Source organism: Mycobacterium sp. NPDC049093 (genome assembly GCF_040704635.1).
GTDB lineage: Bacteria > Actinomycetota > Actinomycetes > Mycobacteriales > Mycobacteriaceae > Mycobacterium.
In genome coordinates, this window is sequence record NZ_JBEZJS010000001.1 from 308,830 (window position 1) to 324,604 (window position 15,775).

Annotated in this window: 16 protein-coding genes; 9 read left to right on the forward strand and 7 right to left on the reverse strand. The window is 66.5% G+C overall.

Annotated elements, in window-relative coordinates; translation table 11 throughout:
* The first annotated feature begins 1 nt into the window (after position 1).
* The 4 genes from AB0876_RS01285 (at position 2) to AB0876_RS01300 (ending at position 3,620) form a co-directional block, all read left to right on the forward strand.
* The gene (locus AB0876_RS01285) at positions 2-1,033 is read left to right on the forward strand and encodes an LLM class F420-dependent oxidoreductase (RefSeq protein WP_526040970.1); all 1,032 of its coding nucleotides are present in this window, start codon (positions 2-4) and stop codon (positions 1,031-1,033) included.
* 110 nt (positions 1,034-1,143) lie between these two features.
* Positions 1,144-1,905, forward strand: a complete 762-nt coding sequence (locus tag AB0876_RS01290; protein ID WP_526041454.1) for an acetoacetate decarboxylase family protein — start codon at positions 1,144-1,146, stop codon at positions 1,903-1,905.
* Entirely contained in the window at positions 1,902-3,107 is a 1,206-nt protein-coding gene (locus AB0876_RS01295; protein ID WP_526040971.1) for a cytochrome P450, read from the forward strand. The genes AB0876_RS01290 and AB0876_RS01295 overlap by 4 nt, the downstream gene beginning before the upstream one ends.
* Positions 3,108-3,266: 159 nt before the next feature.
* A complete protein-coding gene (locus AB0876_RS01300) occupies positions 3,267-3,620 on the forward strand; it encodes a hypothetical protein (protein ID WP_526040972.1) in 354 nt (117 codons plus the stop codon).
* A 61-nt stretch (positions 3,621-3,681) separates the two neighbouring features.
* Here AB0876_RS01300 and AB0876_RS01305 read toward each other — a convergent pair whose 3' ends face one another.
* Together AB0876_RS01305 and AB0876_RS01310 are read right to left on the reverse strand one after the other, a co-directional pair.
* On the reverse strand, positions 3,682-4,962 hold the full coding sequence (locus tag AB0876_RS01305; protein WP_526040973.1) for a sensor histidine kinase: 1,281 nt from the start codon (positions 4,960-4,962) through the stop codon (positions 3,682-3,684).
* Between the two features lie 114 nt (positions 4,963-5,076).
* On the reverse strand, positions 5,077-5,877 hold the full coding sequence (locus tag AB0876_RS01310) for a crotonase/enoyl-CoA hydratase family protein (RefSeq protein ID WP_064884597.1): 801 nt from the start codon (positions 5,875-5,877) through the stop codon (positions 5,077-5,079).
* Between the two features lie 69 nt (positions 5,878-5,946).
* Here AB0876_RS01310 and fadD19 point away from each other — a divergent pair, with 69 nt between their 5' ends.
* Genes fadD19 through AB0876_RS01325 form a run of 3 tightly spaced genes read left to right on the forward strand, consistent with a single transcriptional unit; the run spans position 5,947 to position 9,606 of the window.
* On the forward strand, positions 5,947-7,596 hold the full coding sequence (gene fadD19, locus AB0876_RS01315; RefSeq protein ID WP_526040974.1) for a medium/long-chain-fatty-acid--CoA/3-oxocholest-4-en-26-oate--CoA ligase: 1,650 nt from the start codon (positions 5,947-5,949) through the stop codon (positions 7,594-7,596).
* A 14-nt stretch (positions 7,597-7,610) separates the two neighbouring features.
* On the forward strand, positions 7,611-8,732 hold the full coding sequence (locus tag AB0876_RS01320) for an NAD(P)H-dependent flavin oxidoreductase (RefSeq protein ID WP_526040975.1): 1,122 nt from the start codon (positions 7,611-7,613) through the stop codon (positions 8,730-8,732).
* Between the two features lie 22 nt (positions 8,733-8,754).
* Entirely contained in the window at positions 8,755-9,606 is an 852-nt protein-coding gene (locus AB0876_RS01325; protein WP_526040976.1) for a class I SAM-dependent methyltransferase, read from the forward strand.
* Here the strand turns inward: AB0876_RS01325 and AB0876_RS01330 are convergent.
* Together AB0876_RS01330 and AB0876_RS01335 are read right to left on the reverse strand one after the other, a co-directional pair.
* Complete coding sequence (locus tag AB0876_RS01330) at positions 9,603-9,875, reverse strand: agmatine deiminase family protein (RefSeq protein WP_526041455.1); 273 nt, start codon at positions 9,873-9,875, stop codon at positions 9,603-9,605. The genes AB0876_RS01325 and AB0876_RS01330 overlap by 4 nt on opposite strands.
* The gene (locus AB0876_RS01335) at positions 9,818-11,371 is read right to left on the reverse strand and encodes a succinic semialdehyde dehydrogenase (RefSeq protein WP_526040977.1); all 1,554 of its coding nucleotides are present in this window, start codon (positions 11,369-11,371) and stop codon (positions 9,818-9,820) included. Before AB0876_RS01335 ends, AB0876_RS01330 begins: the two co-directional genes overlap by 58 nt.
* 127 nt (positions 11,372-11,498) lie before the next feature.
* Between AB0876_RS01335 and AB0876_RS01340 the strand changes: the two genes are divergently transcribed.
* Positions 11,499-11,894, forward strand: coding sequence for a VOC family protein (locus AB0876_RS01340; protein WP_526040978.1), 396 nt, complete (start codon positions 11,499-11,501; stop codon positions 11,892-11,894).
* On the opposite strand, the gene AB0876_RS01345 is transcribed toward AB0876_RS01340, so the two are convergent.
* The gene (locus tag AB0876_RS01345; protein ID WP_526040979.1) at positions 11,831-12,556 is read right to left on the reverse strand and encodes a helix-turn-helix domain-containing protein; all 726 of its coding nucleotides are present in this window, start codon (positions 12,554-12,556) and stop codon (positions 11,831-11,833) included. The genes AB0876_RS01340 and AB0876_RS01345 overlap by 64 nt on opposite strands.
* Positions 12,557-12,598: 42 nt before the next feature.
* Here AB0876_RS01345 and AB0876_RS01350 point away from each other — a divergent pair, with 42 nt between their 5' ends.
* Entirely contained in the window at positions 12,599-13,153 is a 555-nt protein-coding gene (locus AB0876_RS01350; RefSeq protein ID WP_491837251.1) for a TetR/AcrR family transcriptional regulator, read from the forward strand.
* Here the strand turns inward: AB0876_RS01350 and AB0876_RS01355 are convergent.
* Positions 13,139-14,113, reverse strand: a complete 975-nt coding sequence (locus AB0876_RS01355) for an NAD-dependent epimerase/dehydratase family protein (RefSeq protein ID WP_526040980.1) — start codon at positions 14,111-14,113, stop codon at positions 13,139-13,141. The two genes, AB0876_RS01350 and AB0876_RS01355, sit on opposite strands and share 15 nt — an antisense overlap.
* Before the next feature lie 149 nt (positions 14,114-14,262).
* Positions 14,263-15,774, reverse strand: coding sequence for a long-chain-fatty-acid--CoA ligase FadD17 (fadD17, locus tag AB0876_RS01360; protein ID WP_526040981.1), 1,512 nt, complete (start codon positions 15,772-15,774; stop codon positions 14,263-14,265).
* Position 15,775 lies beyond the last annotated feature (1 nt).

Sequence of the window (15,775 nt, forward strand, 5' to 3'; positions counted from 1 at the left end):
AATGAAGTTGGGTCTTCAACTCGGATACTGGGGCGCCCAGCCGCCGACCAACCACGCCGAACTCGTCGCCGCGGCCGAGGCTGAGGGCTTCGACACGGTCTTCACCGCTGAGGCCTGGGGCTCGGACGCCTACACGCCGCTGGCCTGGTGGGGCCGGGAGACCTCCCGCATGCGGCTGGGTACCTCGGTCATCCAGATGTCCGCTCGTACACCCACTGCGTGCGCGATGGCCGCGCTGACGCTGGATCACCTCTCCGGCGGCCGCCACATCCTCGGCCTCGGTGTGTCCGGACCGCAGGTGGTCGAGGGTTGGTACGGCGCGAAGTTCCCGAAGCCGCTGGCCCGCACCCGCGAATACGTCGACATCCTGCGCCAGGTCTGGGCGCGCGAAGCCCCGGTGCACAGCGACGGCCCTCACTACCCGCTGCCGTTGACCGGCGAGGGCACCACCGGCCTGGGCAAGAACCTCAAGCCCATCACCCATCCGCTGCGCGCGGACATCCCGGTGATGCTGGGTGCCGAGGGGCCCAAGAACGTCGCGATGGCCGCCGAGATCGCCGACGGCTGGCTGCCGATCTTCTACTCGCCGCGTATCGCCGGCATGTACAACGAGTGGCTCGATGAGGGATTCGCCCGACCCGGTGCTCGGCGCACCCGGGAGACCTTCGAGATCTGTGCCACCGCGCAGGTCGTGGTCACCGACGACCGGCCGGCGATCATGGAGCTGATGAAGCCGCACCTGGCGCTGTACATGGGCGGGATGGGCTCTGAAGACACCAACTTCCACGCCGAGGTTTACCGCCGGATGGGATATGCAGAGGTCGTCGACGACGTCACCAAGCTGTTCCGCAGTGACCGGAAAGACGAGGCCGCCAAGATCATTCCCGACGAATTGGTCGATGATTCGGCGATCGTCGGTAACCTCGACTACGTCAAGGAGCAGATCAAGGCCTGGGAGGCCTCTGGCGTGACGATGATGGTCGTCGGTGCCCGCTCTGTCGAGCAGATCAAGGACCTCGCCGCCCTGGTGTAGACCGCTCTGTAGACACTTCTTGAAATCTGTTCACTGCTGGGTCTAGATTCAGTGGTGTGAGTGACACCACTCCTGCCTCGCAGCACACTGTGCTCGGCACCGTGTTGACGATGCCGGTGCAGATCCGGACCGCTGAACAGCACATGGCCATGTTCTCGGTCGATGCCGACGCCGCGCAGCGGATGATCGACTACAGCGGCCTGCGCGTGTACCGGCACCGACCGCACCGCGCGATCGTCGTGCTGATGCTGATGCACTACATCGACGGTGACCTCGGCCCGTACCTGGAGTACGGCACCAACGTCATGGTGAACCGCCCCGGATCGGAGGCGTCGGGCCTGCGCGGCCTGGGCTCGGCCGGCGCCTTCGTACATCACCTCCCGGTCGACGGCGAGTTCACGCTGCAGGCCGGCCGGCAGATCTGGGGTTATCCGAAGGTCCTGGCGGACTTCACCGTCCGCGGTGCGGACAATCAGGCTGGAGTCCGCGGTGCGGACAATCAGGCTGGAGTCCGTGGTGCGGACAATCAGGCTGGGGTCCGTGGTGATAAGCCGTTCAGCTTTGACGTGAACATCGACGGCAAGCCGGCCGTGGGCATGGACTTCAAACCCGGCCTCCCGGTCCCGTCCCGGTTCACCGCCAAACCGCAGGTGCAATCCACCTTCTCCCATCTCGACGGCGTACTGCGCGAAACGGAAGGCGAGATGCGGCTTTCGGGTGTGCGATACCGCCCGGGTGGGGCCACGGTGCGGCTGGGGGAGCACCCGTACGCCAAAGAACTCGCGGCCCTGGGCCTGCCCAAACGGGCGATGCTGTCCAGTTCGGTACGCAATGTGCAGATGACGTTTGCTGACGCCAAGGAGATTCCGTGACCCAGGTACTGCTCAAGCCCGATGTCGACCTTACCAACGGCAATTTCTATGCCGACGGTGGCGCGCGGGAGGCCTACCGATGGATGCGGGCCAACGAGCCCGTGTTCCGCGATCGCAACGGGTTGGCTGCGGCCGCCACGTACGCGGCGGTGATCGACGCCGAACGCAACCCCGAGCTGTTCTCCAACGCCGGCGGAATCCGGCCCGATCAGCCCGGCATGCCCTACATGATCGACATGGACGATCCGGCACATGTGTTGCGCCGCAAGCTGGTCAACTCCGGCTTCACCCGCAAGCGCGTCATGGACAAGGTGCCCTCGATCGTGAACCTGTGCGACACCCTGATCGATGCGGTGTGTGAACGCGGGGAATGCGATTTCGTCCGCGACATCGCGGCGCCGCTGCCGATGGCGGTGATCGGTGACATGCTCGGGGTGTTGCCCACCGAGCGCGAGATGCTGCTGAAGTGGTCGGATGACCTGGTCTGCGGGCTGAGTTCGCATCTCGACGAGACGGCCATCAACATGCTGATGGAGACGTTTGCCGCCTACACCGCGTTCACCATGGAGGTGATTGCCAAGCGCCGCGCCGAGCCGACCGACGACCTGTTCTCGATCCTGGTGAACGCCGAGGTCGAGGGGCAGAAGATGAGCGATGACGAGATCGTCATGGAGACGCTCCTGATCCTCATCGGCGGCGACGAGACCACGCGCCACACTCTCTCAGGCGGGACCGATCAGCTGTTGCGTAGTCGCGATCAGTGGGAGCGTCTGGTCGCCGACCAGTCGCTGTTGCCCGGCGCGATCGAGGAGACCCTGCGCTGGACCTCGCCGGTGAAGAACATGTGCCGAACCCTCACTGCCGACACGACCTTCCACGGGACCGATCTGAAGGCCGGCGAGAAGATCATGCTGATGTTCGAGTCGGCGAACTTCGACGAAGCGGTTTTCGAGAATCCTGACGAGTTCCGCATCGATCGTAACCCCAACAGTCACTTGGCTTTCGGCTTCGGCACCCACTTCTGTCTGGGTAACCAGCTGGCCCGTCTGGAGCTGCGGCTGATGCTCGAACGACTGCTCGAACGACTGCCGGACCTCCGGTTGGCCGACGCCAACCAGTTGCCGTTGCGCCCGGCGAACTTCGTCAGCGGCCCGGAATCGATGCCGGTGGTGTTCACGCCGGTGGCGCCGCTCGGGGCCTAGCGGCAGACCGCGCGAGCGTGGGCTCGCCGTGACTGTGTACTCCTATGCGTTGGTTAAGCATCAGCTGTGTAAGGCGCTCACAGGTTTCGCATAGGCAGTCTAATTAGATAGTCTCGCGATATCGGGGGATATGACGCGACGACTAGAGGAGTGCACGAGATGGCACGACATTTACCTGGGCGAAGTGTGTTGAGCGGAATGCTGCTGGGTGGGACGCTCCTGGCCGGAGCCATCGGGTTGGCCGGGCAGGCCAATGCGGCACCGGCACAAGGGATCACGCCGGCACCGGCGAGTGTGATGTCGGTGGTCCCGGCACCGCAGTTCCCGCCGCCACCACCTCCGCCGCCGCCCCCACCGTTCTGGGGTCCGCCTCCGCCACCGCCGCCGTTCTGGGGGCCGCCGCCCCCGCCGCCACCACCGTTCTGGGGGCCGCCACCACCGCCGAGGTGGGGCCCGCCGCCACCGCCGCCGCCCGGCCATTGGGGACCACCTCCACCCGGACACTGGCGCTAGGCGTCCCAAAACTGAGGCCCTGCTCGAAACGTCGAGCAGGGCCTCAGTTTTGCGGCAACGCCTACGTCATCTGGACGTGGGGCGGCCGCTTCGCCGCTACTGACCCGGTAGCGTCGGCGGTGCCTTTCGCGGGAACCGAGATCGACACGGTGGTCCCGGGTGTGCCCGTCACCACGAATGTGCCGCCAGCGGCCAGAACCTTGGCGCAAATCGAGGCGAACCCGATGTGGCCATCCTCGATGCTCTGCGCAAGACGCTCGGGTGGAATGCCGACGCCGTCATCTGCGATGCACATTGCGGCTTGAATGCCGTTGTAGCCCAGGGTGAATCGCAGATTCTGGGCCTGTGCGTGCTTGATGGCGTTTGTGGAGAATTCCCGAGCCGCGCTGTAGATCAGATGATCGGCGTCGGTGCGTAGGTCGGCGGGCCAGCTGTCAGCGTCCAACTGGACTGTGAGGTTGGTGCGCGTCGCGATGCCGTCGGCCAGCGAGGTCATCGCCGCCTTGAGGCCGGCCCGGGCCAGAACCTCTGGATGCAGTTCGCGAACCACGTCGCGTAGCAGGCGGGAAGACTCCGCCAACGCGAAGTCGACGCGGTCCATCCCGTCGACCGATCCGTCCCGGACCTCTTCCATGTCGCGTCGCGCCACCAGCACGTACTGGAGCGCACCATCGTGCAGGCGTTCGGAGAGCGATTGGCGTTCGCGCTTCTCCAGGTTGATCACTTCTTCGAGCAGACGGGTCCGCTCGAGGGCCAGGGCGGTGATGGTCCTGGTCCTGGATTGCTGGATCCACGACAACGCGACCGAACCGGCAGCCAGGCCGAACAGCACGGCGGTCCGCGCCAGGATCGACCCCCAGGGCTCATTGCCGTTGGCGGCCTTGTCAACCCAGCTCACCACGAAGAACGTGACCACCGTAGGGACCGCGATCGTGGCGCTGACAACGGGATCGAGTTGCGCTGCCGCGATCAGCGGGATCAGGAACAGCCCGTGCTGTACCACGTCGGAGGTCCAAGTCTCTGCCGAACTGATCCCGGTTTCCGTCGAAATGATCGCGACCGCAAGGAGATCCACGCACAGCATGAGCAGTGCCACCGATCGCCGGGTTCCGCCGCCCGACCGGTCGGCGGAGCGCAGCGTCCACCAGCTCCACACCGAGACCGCCGCGGCGTAGCCGACGAAGATCGCGCGGTGTAGCCACAGGTTCGAGTGTGGGGGCTGCGACACCAGGGCGACGCCGATGAACATCGCCATGAGCATCCGCAGGGCGAGTTGCAGTAACAGGCCACGGCGTACCGAGTTATCGGTGGTTGGCGCAGACGCCTCATCGCGTTCAGGCATGCCCGGCTCCCGTCCCGGCAAAAGTTGGCACGAGTATAGGGCTGCTCAGTGCTGCAATGAGGACAGTTGGCGGGCGAAATCAGCGATGAGGGCGGTCTGCGCCGGCAGCGGGGATCAGCGCATCTGGAACTTGGGCGCGCGCTTCTCCTTGAAGGCCAGCGGGCCTTCCTTGGCGTCGGCGGACAGGAACACCGGGATGCCGTTGGCGGTGTCGGGCTTGAACGCCTCGTTCTCGTGCATGCCCTCGGTCTCGCGGATGGTCTTGAGGATCGCCTGCACGGCCAGCGGGCCGTTGTTGTTGATCACCTCGGCGATCTCCAGGGCCTTGTCCAGCGCGGTGCCGTCCGGAACGACATGACCGATCAGGCCGTACTCCAGGGCCTGGGCAGCGGTGATGTGCCGTCCGGTCAGCAGCATGTCGCACGCGATGGTGTAGGGAATCTGGCGCACCAGGCGCACTGCCGAGCCACCCATCGGGTACAGGCTCCACTTGGCCTCGGAGATGCCGAACTTGGCGCTCTCGCCGGCCACGCGGATGTCGGTGCCCTGCAGGATCTCGGTGCCGCCGGCGATGGCCGGGCCCTCTACCGCGGCGATCAGCGGCTTCGTGAGCCGACGGCCCTTGAGCAGGCCGTCGATGCGCGACGGGTCGTAGCTGCCGTCCTTGAACGAGTCGCCCGGCGGTTTCTTGGTGGCGCCCTTGAGGTCCATGCCCGCGCAGAAGTACCCGCCCGCGCCGGTCAGGATGCAGGTACGGATCTCCGGATCGTTGTCGACGCGGTCCCAGGCCTCGACCATGATCGAGAGCATCTCGGTCGAAAGCGCATTGCGCGCCTCGGGCCGGTTCAACGTCAGGATCAGGGTGTGTCCGCGCTGCTCAATGAGGGCGTCGGGTCCTTTTTCGGTATCGCTCACAGGTGCCAGCTCCTATACATTTTCAACCCAGACTTGTCTCGAAATGTAACACGTTCTAGTTTAGGTTCTGTGGCTCTGAATATTGCCGATCTTGCCGAGCACGCCATCGATGCTGTGCCTGACCGTGTCGCCCTGATTTGTGGCGTCGAACAGCTGACCTATGCGCAGTTGGAGGAGAAGGCCAACCGTCTGGCCCATTACCTGATCGCCCAAGGCGTCAAGAAGGACGACAAGGTCGGCCTTTACTGTCGCAACCGCATCGAGATCGTGATCGGGATGTTGGGCATCGTGAAGGCCGGCGCGATCCTGGTCAACGTCAACTTCCGCTACGTCGAGGGCGAGCTGAAGTACCTGTTCGAGAACTCGGACATGGTCGCGTTGATCCACGAGCGCCGCTACGCCGACCGCGTGGCCAACGTCCTGCCGGAGACTCCGCTGGTCAAGACCGTCCTCGTGGTCGAAGACGGGTCCGACGACGACTACCAGCGCTACGGCGGCGTCGAGTTCTACTCGGCCATCGCCGAGCACTCACCCGAGCGCGACTTCGGCCCGCGCAGCGAAGACGACATCTACCTGCTCTACACGGGCGGCACCACCGGATTCCCCAAGGGCGTCATGTGGCGTCACGAGGACATCTACCGAGTGCTGTTCGGCGGCACCGACTTCGCCACCGGCGAGCCGGTGGCCGATGAATACGACCTGTCCAAGCAGGCCGTCGCCAACCCGCCGATGATCCGGCTGCCCATCCCGCCGATGATCCACGGTGCGACCCAGTCGGCCACCTGGATGGCCTTGTTCACCGGCCACACCGTGGTGCTGATGCCGGAGTTCGACGCCGACGCGGCGTGGCGGATGATCCACGAGCACAAGGTGAACCTGCTGTTCTTCACCGGTGACGCGATGGCGCGCCCACTGCTCGATGCGCTGCTCGCACATCAGGACGCGGGGAACGAGTACGACCTGTCGTCGCTGTTCCTGCTCGCCAGCACCGCGGCCCTGTTCTCCACCAGCCTCAAGGAGAAGTTCCTCGAGCTGCTGCCCAACCGGATCATCACCGACTCGATCGGCTCCTCGGAGACCGGTTTCGGTGGTACCTCCGTGGTGGCCAAGGGGCAGAGCCACACCGGCGGACCGCGGGTGACCATCGACAAGAACACCAAGGTGCTCGACGAGGACGGCAACGAGGTCGTTCCGGGTTCGGGTGTGCGCGGCATCATCGCGAAGTGCGGTCACATCCCGGTCGGTTACTTCAAGGACGAGAAGAAGACCGCCGAGACCTTCCGGACCTTCAACGGTGTCCGGTACGCCATCCCGGGTGACTACGCCGAGGTCGAGGCCGACGGCAGCGTGACCATGCTGGGCCGCGGCTCGGTGTCGATCAACTCCGGTGGCGAGAAGATCTACCCCGAAGAGGTCGAGGCCGCACTGAAGGGGCACCCCGACGTGTTCGACGCGCTCGTGGTCGGCGTACCCGACGAGCGCTTCGGTCAGCATGTCGCCGCGGTCGTGCAGGCTCGCGAGGGGTCTCGCCCGACCCTGGCCGAACTCGACACGTTCGTGCGCAGCGAGATCGCCGGCTACAAGGTGCCGCGCAGCCTGTGGCTGGTCGACGAGGTCAAGCGTTCGCCCGCGGGCAAGCCCGACTACCGCTGGGCCAAGGACACCACCGAGGAGCGTGCGGCCGACGAGGTGCACGCGAATCATGTTGGAGCGAAGTAGATGAGGACTCGACTGTGAAGACAGAATTGAGCGAAAGATTCGGGGTCGAATACCCGATCTTCGTCTTCACCCCGTCGGAGAAGGTGGCCGCGGCGGTCACCCGGGCCGGCGGTCTGGGTGTGCTGGGCTGCGTGCGGTTCAACGATCCCGACGAGCTGGACAATGTGCTGTCCTGGATGGACGCCAACACCGACGGTAAGCCGTACGGCGTCGACGTGGTGATGCCCAGCAAGATCCCCACCGAGGGCAGCGCCGTCGACATCGACAAGCTGATTCCGCAGGCGCATCGGGACTTCGTCGCGAAAACTCTTGCTGATCTTGGTGTTCCGCCGCTCCCCGCGGAGGGCGAGCACAACACGGGTGTGCTGGGCTGGCTGCATTCGGTGGCGCGCAGCCATGTCGAGGTGGCGCTGCGCCATCCGATCAAACTGATCGCCAACGCGCTGGGGTCCCCGCCGAATGACGTCATCGAGCAGGTCCACGAGGCAGGTGTGCCGGTGGCTGCGCTGGCCGGCAGTGCGAAGCATGCGCTCAGCCACGTCGCCAACGGTGTGGACATCGTGATCGCCCAGGGCCAGGAGGCCGGCGGGCACACCGGCGAGATCGGTTCGGTGGTGTTGTGGCCAGAGATCGTCGACGCGGTCGACGGCAAGGCCGCGGTGCTCGCTGCCGGCGGAATCGGTAGCGGCCGGCAGTTGGCCGCAGCCCTGGCGCTTGGTGCCCAGGGAGTGTGGATGGGCTCGGCGTTCCTCACCGCGGCCGAATACGACCTGGGTGTGCGTCGCGAGTCGGGTGCCTCGGTGATCCAGGAGGCGTTGCTGAAGGCCACGTCAGCCGACACCGTGCGCCGAAAGATCTACTCCGGCAAGCCCGCCCGGATCCTGAAGAGCCGCTGGACCGACGCCTGGGATGCACCGGACGCCCCCGAGGCATTGCCGATGCCGCTGCAGAACATCCTGGTCGGCGAGGCACATCAGCGGATGAGCCTGTCCGATGACCCGACCGCGGTCGCCATGCCGGTGGGCCAGATCGTGGGCCGGATGAACGAGATCCGGCCGGCCGCCGACATCATCGCCGAGCTGGTGAGCGGTTTCGAGGCGGCGACCAAGCGCCTGGACGGTATCGCCGGCAGCTGAGTCTGCGCCGTTTGGGATGGGTATGGTCGAGCTGGTGGATGTAGCGGACGCCCTGGCGGCGAACCGGGCCAACTGGGACGACCGGGCCGATGTGCATGTCCGGTCCGAGATGTACGACGTGGCAGGGTTTCTCGCCGATCCCACCGACATTTCGTGGGTGGTGCGCAACGACCTCGAGGTGCTCGCGCCGCACCTGCCGGTAACCGGAGTGAAAGACCGGTCACTGCTGCATCTGCAGTGCCACATCGGCACCGACACCATCTCCTGGGCGCGTCTGGGTGCCCGCGACGTGCACGGTATCGACCTTTCGCCGAATTCGCTGCGGCACGCGGCCCGGATCGCCGAGGCCGACGGCCGTGACATCACCTGGGTCGAGGGCGATGCGCGCTTCGCGTCGACGCTGATCCAGCGCCGCTTCGAGATCGTTGTGACCAGTGCCGGGACCATCGTGTGGCTGCCCGATCTCGCCAGTTGGGCGGGATCGATCCACGATTTGCTCGAGCCGGGCGGGGTGTTCCTGATCCGCGACGATCATCCGATCCTCGGTGCGATGGACTACGAGCCGTGGGACATCACCGACGACTACCTCAGCGGTGGGGGAGCCCGAACCTACGACGACGACGGGACGTACACCGAAGATTCGGCAGGCCAGATCCAAAACGTGCGCAACCACGAGTGGCGCCACGATCTGTCCGAAGTCGTGACGTCATTACTGCAGGCCGGGCTCGTCATCGAGGCACTGGTCGAACTGCCCTACATGGACTGGCAGGCGTTCCCGGCGCTCGTGTCCTGTCCTCAGGGCTGGGCGCTACCGCCCGGGGCGCCGCGGATTCCGCTGAACTTCGCCGTCGTGGCGCGGCGTCCCGTGAGCTAGTCGACCGGTTCCTGCTGGGTGGTGCAGTGGATGCCGCCACCGCCGGCCGCGATGCCGTCGATGTTGATCTGCACGACCCGGCCGTCGGGGAAGAGTCGCTCCAACGTCTGTCGTGCTGCGGCATCGGCTCGCGGATCGCCGAATTCAGGCGCGATCACGCCGCCGTTGCACAGGTAGAAGTTGATGTAGCCGGCGGCATCCCGACGTCGATCTAGCGGCCGGGCAGCTTCTGCAGTGCCCTGATCATCGGGGTGAGCGCCTTCTGCCAGACCGTCTGCGAGATCCCCAGCGGCGGATCGAGATTGATCACCCGGGCGGTGGAGACGGTCTGCGACTCGGTGTACTTGAGGATGCCGTCGGCGCCGTGGCGTCGTCCGACCCCGGAGGCCTTCATGCCACCCATCGGGGCTGCGGTGCTACCGAACGCCAGGGCATAGCCCTCGTCGACGTTGACCGTGCCGGAATTGACCCGGGCCGCGATCGCCTCGCCCTCGGACTTCGAACCGGCCCACACGCTGGCGTTCAGGCCGTACTCGGTGTCGTTGGCCTTCTCGATGGCCTCGTCGACGGAATCGACCGGGTAGATCGACACCAACGGGCCGAAGGTCTCGTTGCGCGCGCATTCCATCTCGTCGGTGACCCCGGTCAGCACGGTCGGCTCGAAGAACAGCGGGCCGATGTCGGGGCGTGCGTGGCCGCCGGCAACCACCTTGGCGCCCTTGGCTTTTGCGTCGTCGACATGGCCGGACACGGTCTTGATCTGGTCTTCGGAGATCAGGCTGCCCATGTCGGCGGTGAAGTCGTAGGCCGCCGAAAGGTTCATGTTGCGCACTTGCTCGGCGAACTTGGCGGTGAACTCGTCGGCGACGTCCTTCTCGACGTAGATCCGTTCGATCGAGATGCACAGCTGACCGGCATTGGAGAAGCAGGCGCGGGTGGCGGCCTTGGCTGCCACCTTGAGGTTGGCACCCTTGGTGACGATCATCGGGTTCTTGCCACCGAGCTCGGCGGAGAAGCCGATCAACCGGCGGCCGCACTGCTCGGCCAGCGTCCGCCCGGTGGCCGTCGAACCGGTGAACATCATGTAGTCGCAGTTCTCGACGATCGCGGTGCCGACCACCGAACCCGGACCCGGCACCACCGCGAACAGATCACGCGGCAGGCCGGCCTGATAGAGCAGCTCGGCATTGGCGAGCGTGCAGTACGGGGTCTGGCTGTCGGGCTTGACCACCACCGCGTTGCCGGCCAGCAGGGCCGGGATGGAATCCGAGATCGACAGGGTCATCGGGTAGTTCCACGGCGAGATGACGCCGATGACGCCCTTGGGGTGGTGGTTGACCACGGTCTTGACGAATCCGGGCAGCAGACCCTGGACCCGCTTGGTCGCGAGCAATCGGGACGCCTCGCGGGCGTAGTAGCCCGCGTTCAGGATCATGTCGACGATCTCTTCCTGCGCGGCCGACCGGGCCTTGCCGGTCTCGGCCTGGGCCACGTCCATCAGGAAGTCACGATTCTCGGCCAGCAGTGCGCCGAAGCGCTTGATGATGGCGGCGCGTTCCTTGACCGGACGCTTGGCCCACTGCGCCTGCGCGGCCCGGGCTTTGGCGAAGGCGGCGGTGACGTCGTCGGCGGTACCGACCGGGATGGTGGTCAGTTCCTTGCCGGTGAAGACTTCGTCGATCGGCTTGGACTGCCGGGCTCCGACGTCGTCGATGGCGACGAGCGCGCGCAGGCGGGCGAAGTCGGCGGCGGACGGAGCAGGCATCGGGGACTCCCTACTGGCAAGTAACTAACAGTCAGGCTCAACCTACTCGGTACCGGCAGTCCGACAAAGGCACACCTTGTCCGATCTGTTCACGACTTAGGGCGGTCCAGCGTCCTAACCTGCGGGTATGGCCTTGAACCTGAACTCGGCGGTCATCGAGATCGTCACCAGAGACCTGTCGCGAGCCCTGGATTTCTACCGGCTGCTCGGCTTGGCGGTTCCCGAACCGGACGGGCCGCACGTCGAGGTGGCGTTGCCGGGCGGAAACCGGCTCGCGTTCGACACCGAGGAGGTGATCGCCGGTATGCATCCCGGCTGGACACCTCCCACCGGGCCCGGGCGGGTGGCCCTGGCTTTCGGCGTCGATGCGCCCGCCGGCGTCGACGCGCTGTACGACCGGCTCACCGACGCCGGGCATCCGGGAAAGCTCAAGCCGTTCGACGCGCCGTGGGGGCAGCGCTACGCGACCGTCGAGGACCCCGACGGGACCTCGGTGGATCTGTTCGCGCCATTGGAAAACTGACGGAGCTGGCGTAATCCGATGCCGGCCAGCGCGCGGACCTCGCGGTGCAGGTGGGGCTGGTCGGAATAGCCCGCCCGCACAGCGACCGCGTTCGAGCTCGCACCGGTGCCGAGCAGCCCGACCGCACGACGGAACCGGAGGACGCGGCGCATCGTCGCCGGGCCGTATCCGTAGACCGCGGCGCACTGCCGCTGCAGCGTTCGGCTCGACCATCCGGCGTACCGCGCTGTCGCAGTGACCGATTCGCCGGCCGCCAGCCGGCGCGTGACGTCACGAAGCATCGGTAAGGGCCACGGCGTGGTCTCGGCGCGGGGCCGCTGCGATGCCAGCGCTTCGGTGAGCTCGTCGAGTGAACGGCCCTCCTCGATGCTGCAGAGTTCGCGTAGCTCGACCCGCGTATTGCACAGCTCGTCGGCCGGGATGCCCAGTAGCCGCGGCAGGACTCCGGGACGAAACCGCAATCCCTGCACCGGATCCCGGCTACCTGCCGCCATGAACGCCGTGGTGTCGGGGCCCGCGACGATGATCGTGTCGTCCATCTGGATCAGGTCCATGCAGCCGTCGGGCAGAATCCGGCCGGGTTCGGCCGGGCCGGAGCGCACCCACCGGCATTCGACGAGCTCGCTCAGGCGTGACGGCGGATCGTGTTCGCGGTAGCCCACGTCACCGACGCTACCCGCGCCACCATGCGGTTGAATCGGGGAATGACCGGCCGACCACGCGACACGTCGATCGACGAGCGCGTGCTCGCGGTCACCCGCGAGTTGCTGGTCGAGGTGGGCTGGGACGATCTGAGCGTGCGGCTGGTCGCGGTGCGGTCCGGGGTGGGCAGGTCCAGCCTGAACCGGCGCTGGGCATCGAAGGCCGAGCTGGTGCTGCACGCGATCCTCGGCGAATCACCCGACATGTCACCGTTTTCGGGTACCGACCTGGCGGGCTGGATCGACTGGGTGGTGCGCGGCAGCCATCAGCTGTTCAGTCGCCCGGACGTGAGCGAGGCCGTGCCAGGGCTGCTGCTGGCCCTGCGGGAGAACGCCGCATTGCGAAAGGCGTTGTGGGACGGGTTCAGCGGTCCTGCGATCGAGATGTTCGCCGCCAAAGGCTACGGATCGGAGTCCGATGCCAGGGCCGCGCTGTCCATGGCGGCCGGGGCGGCGTTGTTCACGACCACGGTGGCAACCGATGACGATTCGCCGGAACTGCAGCAGCGCCTGGTGCGGCTGCTCAGCCACGCCCTCGGGGTGTCACCGGCCGAATGACGCCAGCATGGCGGCCTGAGGCGAACGCCAGGCCTCGATACCCAGATCGGCGAGCGTTCTCTTGTCGTCGGTCGGGGTGGCAGCGGTCAGCAGCATCGCTGCCTCGTAGCTGATCCCGTCGCCGAGCGGCAGTACCCCACCGACCAGGTCGGACAACCAGCCGATGCCGCGGAATAGTCCGCCCGGCACCGGAATCCGGCGGATCTTGTGTCCTCGGCCCTGCTCCAGCACATCGATCATCTCGTTGAACGACACCATCACACCGCCGCAGACATAGCGTCTGGGTCCGAGCCCGGCCACCATCAGCCGCTCGTGGACGAGCGCAACGTCGCGCACGTCGATCATCTGCATGCCACCGCTCATCCGCGGTGCCAGGCCGGCCTTGGCGATCGGTGCCCAGCCGCGCTCGGTGACCCCAGCGGCGGTGAAGAACGCCGGGCCCACCACGCTCGACGGGTAGGTGACCACGACCGGGGCGCCGTCGTCCTGCAACCGTCGGGCCACCCGATCGGCATAGGCCTTGGTCTGGGCGTAGGGGCTGCGGCCCGGTGCGGGCGGGGTGTCGGCGGAGATCACCCCGTCGGGCGGCGGGAACAGCGAGCTGTAGCTGCTGACCGAGACGATGGGATCGAGCCCGGCCTCGACGGCGCGGTTCAACACGACCTCGGTGGCGTGCGCGTTGATCTCCCACATCAGCTGTTCGCGGCGTTGGTCGGTGCCGACGATGCCCGCGGCGTGGATCAGGGCGTCGCAGCCCGCGAGCAGCTTCCCGACGGTGTCGCCGTCGCGGATGTCGCCCTCCAGCACGGACATCTCGCCGAGGGTGGCGAGGTGTCCGATCACCTGGTCGTCGCCGCAGCCCGGTGCGACCAGCAGACGGATCCGATGCCCGGCAGCCAGCAGGCCCCGAACGGTGTGCGCCCCGAGATAGCCGGTGCCTCCGGTCACTGCGATGTGCATGCTGCGCCTCCCATGTTTCGATGCCGATGGTATCGAAATGGGTCACGGTGGTGCGACGCGGGCACTTGTGCGGCGGGTTGCGGTCAGTATTGAGCAGCAACCCGCCGCGTAATGGTCAGCGCGCCACGTTGGATTCACAACGGGTGCGGCTACCGGGAGATCGGCCAGACGGGGTCGGCGCAGTCGGTGCCCTCGGCCGACAACTGTCGCTTGATCACCTTGAACGTCTCGGTGCGCGGCAACGCAGTGCCGATCCGGACATACGACGGCCACTGTTTGGGCCCCAGATCGGACTGCTCATGAAGAAATTTGCCGAACTTCTCGATGTCGAACGGCGTGCCCGCCGTCAGCACCAGCGCGGCCATCACCTGATCACCCACGTTGGGGTCGGGAATCGGGTACACCGCGACCTCGGTGACATCGGGGTAGCGCAGCAGGATCCGTTCGATCGGCGCGGTACCCAGGTTCTCGCCGTCCACCCGCATCCAGTCGCCGAGCCGTCCGGCGAAGTGGGCATAGCCGTCCTCGTCGAGGTACGCCAGGTCGCCTGTGTGGTAGATGCCGCCGGCCATCCTGGCCGCCTCGGCATCGGGATCGTCGTAGTAGCCGCGGAACCAGCCGGCGCCGGTCGGATTCACCAACTCGCCGACCACCCCGGGCGGGCACGGCTCACCCGTGTCAACATCGACGATCGCCACCTGATCGGTGAGTGGGCCGAGGGCGCCCTCGGGAGTGTCGGGCGTGCGGGCGATCGCGACCCCGCCCTCGCTGGAACCGAATCCGTCGACCACTGTCACGCCGAACCGCTCGGCGAACCGGCTCAGGTCACGCGGCGCACCCTCGTTGCCGTAGAGAATCCGCAACGGATTGTCGGCATCGTCGGCGGTCGGTTCGGTGGCCAGGATGTAGGACAACGGCTTGCCGACGTAGTTGGCGTAGGTGGCGCCGAAGCGCCGGATGTCCGGTATGAACCCGGAGGCGGAGAACTTGCGCCGCAAAGCAATCGACGCGCCGGCCGCGGCGGCGACGGCCCACCCGGCCATGATCGCGTTCGAGTGGAACAGCGGCATCGACAGGTACACGGTGTCGGCCGGACCCAGGCCGAAGCGTTCGGCCAGCATCCGGCCCGGGAACGCCACCTTGTCGTGGGTGACCCGCACCGCCTTGGGGTCACCACTGGTCCCCGAGGTGAAGATGAGCATGAACAGGTCATCGGCCGACAATTCGGCGAATGTGACCGGGGTGTCGCGGTAGGACGCGAGTTCGGCTGCCCAGTCGGCAGATTCGACGTCGATGAAATTCACCCCGGGAGGGACCGCTTCGGGGCTGTCGGTCAGGACCAGCTGGCAATCGGCCTGCGCGATGTCGCGGGTCAGCGCCTCACCGCGCCGGGTCTGGTTGAGCCCCACCGGAACCAGCCCGGTCAGTCCCGCAGCCACCAGCAGGCTGGAGAAGAACGTCGTGTTGGCCAGCAATGCCCCGACATGCGGGGGCCTGGCGGGGTCCAACCGGGCCCGCAGTGCCGCGGCCAGTTGCGCGCCTGCGGCGACGTGGTCAGCCCAGCTGACGAACGAATCCTCTTGGTAGACACCACGGTCAATGACATCGGCCAATGGGACCAGCAGCTCGGTGACCGTCGGGCCGACGGTTGGACCCCCCATT

What these genes read in the sequence shown, in the direction of transcription:
- AB0876_RS01285 (WP_526040970.1), top strand. Translation starts at nt 2, where the DNA reads ATGAAGTTGGGTCTTCAACTCGGATACTGGGGCGCCCAGCCGCCGACC.
- AB0876_RS01290 (WP_526041454.1), top strand. Translation starts at nt 1,144, where the DNA reads ATGCCGGTGCAGATCCGGACCGCTGAACAGCACATGGCCATGTTCTCG.
- AB0876_RS01300 (WP_526040972.1), top strand. Translation starts at nt 3,267, where the DNA reads ATGGCACGACATTTACCTGGGCGAAGTGTGTTGAGCGGAATGCTGCTG.
- AB0876_RS01305 (WP_526040973.1), bottom strand. Translation starts at nt 4,962, where the DNA reads ATGCCTGAACGCGATGAGGCGTCTGCGCCAACCACCGATAACTCGGTA.
- AB0876_RS01325 (WP_526040976.1), top strand. Translation starts at nt 8,755, where the DNA reads ATGGTCGAGCTGGTGGATGTAGCGGACGCCCTGGCGGCGAACCGGGCC.
- AB0876_RS01335 (WP_526040977.1), bottom strand. Translation starts at nt 11,371, where the DNA reads ATGCCTGCTCCGTCCGCCGCCGACTTCGCCCGCCTGCGCGCGCTCGTC.
- AB0876_RS01340 (WP_526040978.1), top strand. Translation starts at nt 11,499, where the DNA reads ATGGCCTTGAACCTGAACTCGGCGGTCATCGAGATCGTCACCAGAGAC.
- AB0876_RS01350 (WP_491837251.1), top strand. Translation starts at nt 12,599, where the DNA reads ATGACCGGCCGACCACGCGACACGTCGATCGACGAGCGCGTGCTCGCG.
- AB0876_RS01355 (WP_526040980.1), bottom strand. Translation starts at nt 14,113, where the DNA reads ATGCACATCGCAGTGACCGGAGGCACCGGCTATCTCGGGGCGCACACC.
- fadD17 (WP_526040981.1), bottom strand. Translation starts at nt 15,774, where the DNA reads ATGGGGGGTCCAACCGTCGGCCCGACGGTCACCGAGCTGCTGGTCCCA.